Consider the following 4176-nt stretch of genomic DNA (forward strand, 5'->3'; position numbering starts at 1 on the left):
GACTGGTGGCAGTCGCGGACGGACGCTCGGACATCGGTGTCCCTTCGGTCTCTCTGGTGTGGCGGCGGGGTCACGGGTTCCGGGGTCAGGGCTGCCGCGTCGATCGTCGCTGACTCCGCCTCTGTGTCCGCTGTCACTGAGTCCACCGACGCGCGCGACGTAGTCGGCGACCGTGAACGGGTCGGGCAGATACCCGTTGTTCTCGACGAGTGGGTGCGCTGGGTCGATGATGTGGAAGTGCGCGTCGAAGACCCGCTGAGATTCGGCCATGGTCCCAACCTACACAGGCGCTGACTGATATCTGCCCCGCTCGTTCAACACTTGGCGCGAACATCGACGGATTGCGTGGAGCAGTGGCTGCTCGTTCAACACGTGGCGCGAACATCGACGGGTTGCGTCGAGCAGTGGCTGCTCGTTCAACACGTGGCGTGAAAAAGTCGTCCCCGAAGACGACTTTTTCGCGCCACGTGTTGAACGAGGCCCGGCGCCGGCGTGGGCGGGCCGATCTCGCTGACGTCCCACCGGCAGACATCTCTTGCGCGGCCCGCGGATGCCACCAGTGCACCCCGCACGCGCCCCGGCTTCCTCTTGCCGCCTCGCGCGTTCCCGAATAGCGGCACCCTGCGTAACGATCACGCTAAATCCCGTCCCGATCGTCCCGATCCGCCGGAACCGGCCGGTCCTCTCGGTATATTGTGAGTCAACTCACATTCTCGAGTGCGGTGACCAGCGCCGGTCGACTCCACGAGGAGGTGAGCCGACCCGTGCCGACCGACCATCACACATCACCCGACCACCCCACCGCCCACACACCGAACCACACCACCCCGCCGCCACACCAGAGAGACCGAAGGGACACCGATGTCCGAGCGTCCGTCCGCGACTGCCACCAGTCCGCTTCCCCAAGCGAACGTCGACGACCTCATCGCCCAGTACGACGAGGAACTCCCGCAGCGCAGACTCACGCGTCGACTCGACCTGGGTGTGAGCATCGTCTGCTTCCTCATCTCCCTCTACGTCCTCAACCAGGTGTTCTTCCCGCTCCGGCAGGGCAACCAGTACTACCTCATGTGGTTCCTCGCCTTCGTCCTGCCTCTCGTCTTCATCTGCTACCGCCCCGGGTTCGGCCGGCGGAAGGAAGCGGGCGCGCACGCAGCGGACGCCGCCGCGGAGGCGACCGCCTCGGCGCCGGGTACAGCGCGGACAGCCAAACCTGCCCGCACGACGGACAACCCCTCGGTCATCGACTGGATCCTCGTCGTCCTCACGTTCCTCACCTGCGCCTACCCGGTGCTGCCGTTCTTCTCCGGCGGGTTCAACGAGTTCCTCAACCGGCAGGGCTCCCTCGACCCGCTCGACGTGACGATGGGCGGCATCCTCATGCTCCTCATCCTCGAGGCGACGCGGCGGACGACGGGCCTCATCCTCCCGATCTTCTGCGTCGTCTTCTTCCTCTACAGCTACTACGGCGCCTACATCCCCGTCGGCTGGCCCGGCTCCCACGCCGGCCAGAACTTCGACCAGATCATCAACGCCCTCTACAACGACGCCTCCGGCTTCTACGGGATCCCGCTCGACGTCGCCGCGACCTACATCGTCCTCTTCACGATCTACGGCGCCGTCCTCGACAAGACGGGAGCGGCGAGCTTCTTCATCGACCTCTCCTTCTCCCTGTTCAAGAAGTCGAAGGCCGCCCCCGGGCGCACCGTCGCCCTCTCCGGCTTCCTCCTCGGCACGGTCTCGGGATCGGGCACGGCGACGGCGGTCTCCCTCGGCGCGGTCACCTGGCCGGTGCTCAAGAAGGCCGGCTACCCGAAGGAGAACGCCGGCGGCATGCTCGCCGCCTCCGGCATCGGCGCGATCCTCTCCCCGCCGACGCTCGGTGCCGCCGCCTTCATCATCGCCGAACTCCTCAACGTCTCCTACGGCCTCGTCCTCCTCTGGGCGGTCGTGCCCACCCTGCTCTACTACCTCGGCATCTTCCTCGCCATCGAGATCGACTCGCGCAAGATCGACGTCGACTACCGCCCGCCCACCGGCCTGCGCTCGTGGCCGATCCTCAAACGCGGCTTCTACCACTTCATCTCGCTCGGCATCATCGTCGTCTTCCTCGCCCTCGGCATGGCCCCGTTCAAAGCCGTCGTCTACGCGACCCTGGTGGGCATCGGGTTCGGCATCATCGAGATCGTCCTCGCCCACCGCGGGCAGCCGAAGAGGATCCTCCGCGCGATCTGGGATGTCATCTTCGGCGCCCTGTCGACGGGCATCCGCTCGGTCCTGCCGGTCACAAGCGTGTGCGCGGCCGCCGGCATCATCGTCTCGACGATCACGAAGACCGGACTCGGCCAGGTCATCTCCGACATCCTCGTCAAGGGCGCGCAGGCGATCTCGTCGAACCCCACCGCCGTCATCGTCTTCACCTGCATCTTCGCCGCGATCGCCGTGACGATCCTCGGTCTCGCCGTGCCCGTGACCGCGTCGTTCATCATCAGCTGGGTGATCGTCGGACCCGCCCTCATCTCCCTCGGCATCCCCGAGGCGGCGGCCGCGATGTTCATCTTCTACTACGCCGTCCTCTCCGAGGTGTCCCCGCCGACCGCGCTCGCCGCCGTCGCCTCGGCCGCGATCACCGGAGGCCGTGTCATCGCGACGATGTGGCAGGCGTGCAAGTACGCGATCCCCGCCTTCCTCGTGCCCCTGGCCTTCACGTTCACCCCCGAGGGCGCGTCGCTCGTCGCCCAGGGCGGATTCCTCGGCGCGCTGTGGACCGGCGCGGTCTCCGCGTTCGCCGTCGCCGCGCTCGCCGCCGGCGCCGGCGGGTGGATCATCCGCCGCGCAGGCTGGCCCGAGCGCATCCTCTGCTTCATCGCCGCCGGCGCCCTCCTCTACCTCCAGCCGCTGTCGATGATCGTCGGCTTCACCGCTCTGATCCTCGCCGTCATCGTCCACCTCATCCTTCGCCGCCGTCCCCGGCAGACGGACCACACCCCCGCCGAGGCGGCTCTGCCGTGACCCCGCCCGTGACCTCGGTCTCCCGACCGACCACCCCCACACCGACCACCACTGAGAAAGGGAAGAGCCCATGAAGAGAACGAAGATGTTCACCGTCACCGCGGCCGCCGTCGCCGCGGTCCTCGCGCTGAGTTCGTGCGGCGGCAAACGCGAGAACACGCCTGCCGCCTCCGGCGGAGACGGCTGCACGGCCGCATCCGGGCAGATCACGATCGCAACCGGCAACTCGACGGGCGTGTACTATGTGCTCGGCGGCGGTCTCGCCCAGCTCATCTCCGACAACACGGACCTCAAGGCGACCGCCGCCGAGACCGGAGCCTCGGTGCAGAACCTCCAGCAGCTGGCGGCCGGCGACTACGACATCGCGTTCTCGCTCGCCGACACCGCCGCCGACGCGGTGTCCGGCAACGCGGACTTCGAGCAGCCTGAGGAGATCTCCGCACTGTCGCGCATCTACGACAACTACACCCAGGTCATCGTCCGCAAGGATGCGAACATCAAGACGATCGAGGACTTCAAGGGCAAGACGATCTCGACGGGCTCACCGAAGTCCGGCACCGAGGTCATCGCCAACCGCCTCATCGAATCCGCGGGACTCGCCGACGCCGACGTGACGAAGCAGCGCCTCGACCTCGCGAAGACCGTCGACGGAATGAAGGACGGCACGCTCGACGGCATGGTGTGGTCCGGCGGTCTGCCGACAGCGGGTGTCACCGACCTCTTCACCTCCAACGGCGGCGACGTCGAGTTCCTCGACATCTCCGCCCTCGAGGGGCAGATGAAGGAGATCAACCCCGTCTACGAGGTCGCCGAGATCCCCGCCGAGACGTACAAGGGCGTCGGGGCGGTCAACACGATCATCACGCCCAACGTCCTCATGGTCCGCAACGACATGGATGAGGGCACCCAGTGCGCCCTGACGAAGCTGATCTTCGACAAGAAGGCCGACCTCGAGAAGGTCCACGCGGCGGCGAAGGACATCAAGCTCGACACGGCGATGCCGCCGGAGCCGATCCCGCTCGCCCCGGGTTCGCAGACCGCGCTCGACGAACTCAACAAGTAGGCGCGCCACGCGGACGACCCCGGCGCCAAGTCAGCGAGCCCGGCGCAGAGGGGGCGGCGCTGAGTTGGCGGGCAGAGGGGCGAGTGCTGAGGGGCCAGTGC

Annotated in this window: 2 protein-coding genes and 1 pseudogene; 2 read left to right on the plus strand and 1 reads right to left on the minus strand. The window is 67.3% G+C overall.

The annotated features are described in order from the left end of the window. Positions 1-270 (minus strand): annotated as a pseudogene (locus tag FFS20_RS18445) (hypothetical protein); the annotation flags it as partial. A 591-nt stretch (positions 271-861) separates the two neighbouring features. Between FFS20_RS18445 and FFS20_RS17695 the strand changes: the two are divergent. Both FFS20_RS17695 and FFS20_RS17700 read left to right on the plus strand, forming a co-directional pair. Beyond that, positions 862-3012, plus strand: coding sequence for a TRAP transporter fused permease subunit (locus FFS20_RS17695; RefSeq protein ID WP_137827086.1), 2151 nt, complete (start codon positions 862-864; stop codon positions 3010-3012). A 70-nt stretch (positions 3013-3082) separates the two neighbouring features. Beyond that, positions 3083-4075, plus strand: a complete 993-nt coding sequence (locus tag FFS20_RS17700; protein WP_137827087.1) for a TAXI family TRAP transporter solute-binding subunit — start codon at positions 3083-3085, stop codon at positions 4073-4075. Positions 4076-4176 lie beyond the last annotated feature (101 nt).

The sequence above is a fragment of the Brevibacterium sp. 2SA genome (assembly GCF_005502845.1).
Taxonomy (GTDB): Bacteria; Actinomycetota; Actinomycetes; order Actinomycetales; family Brevibacteriaceae; genus Brevibacterium.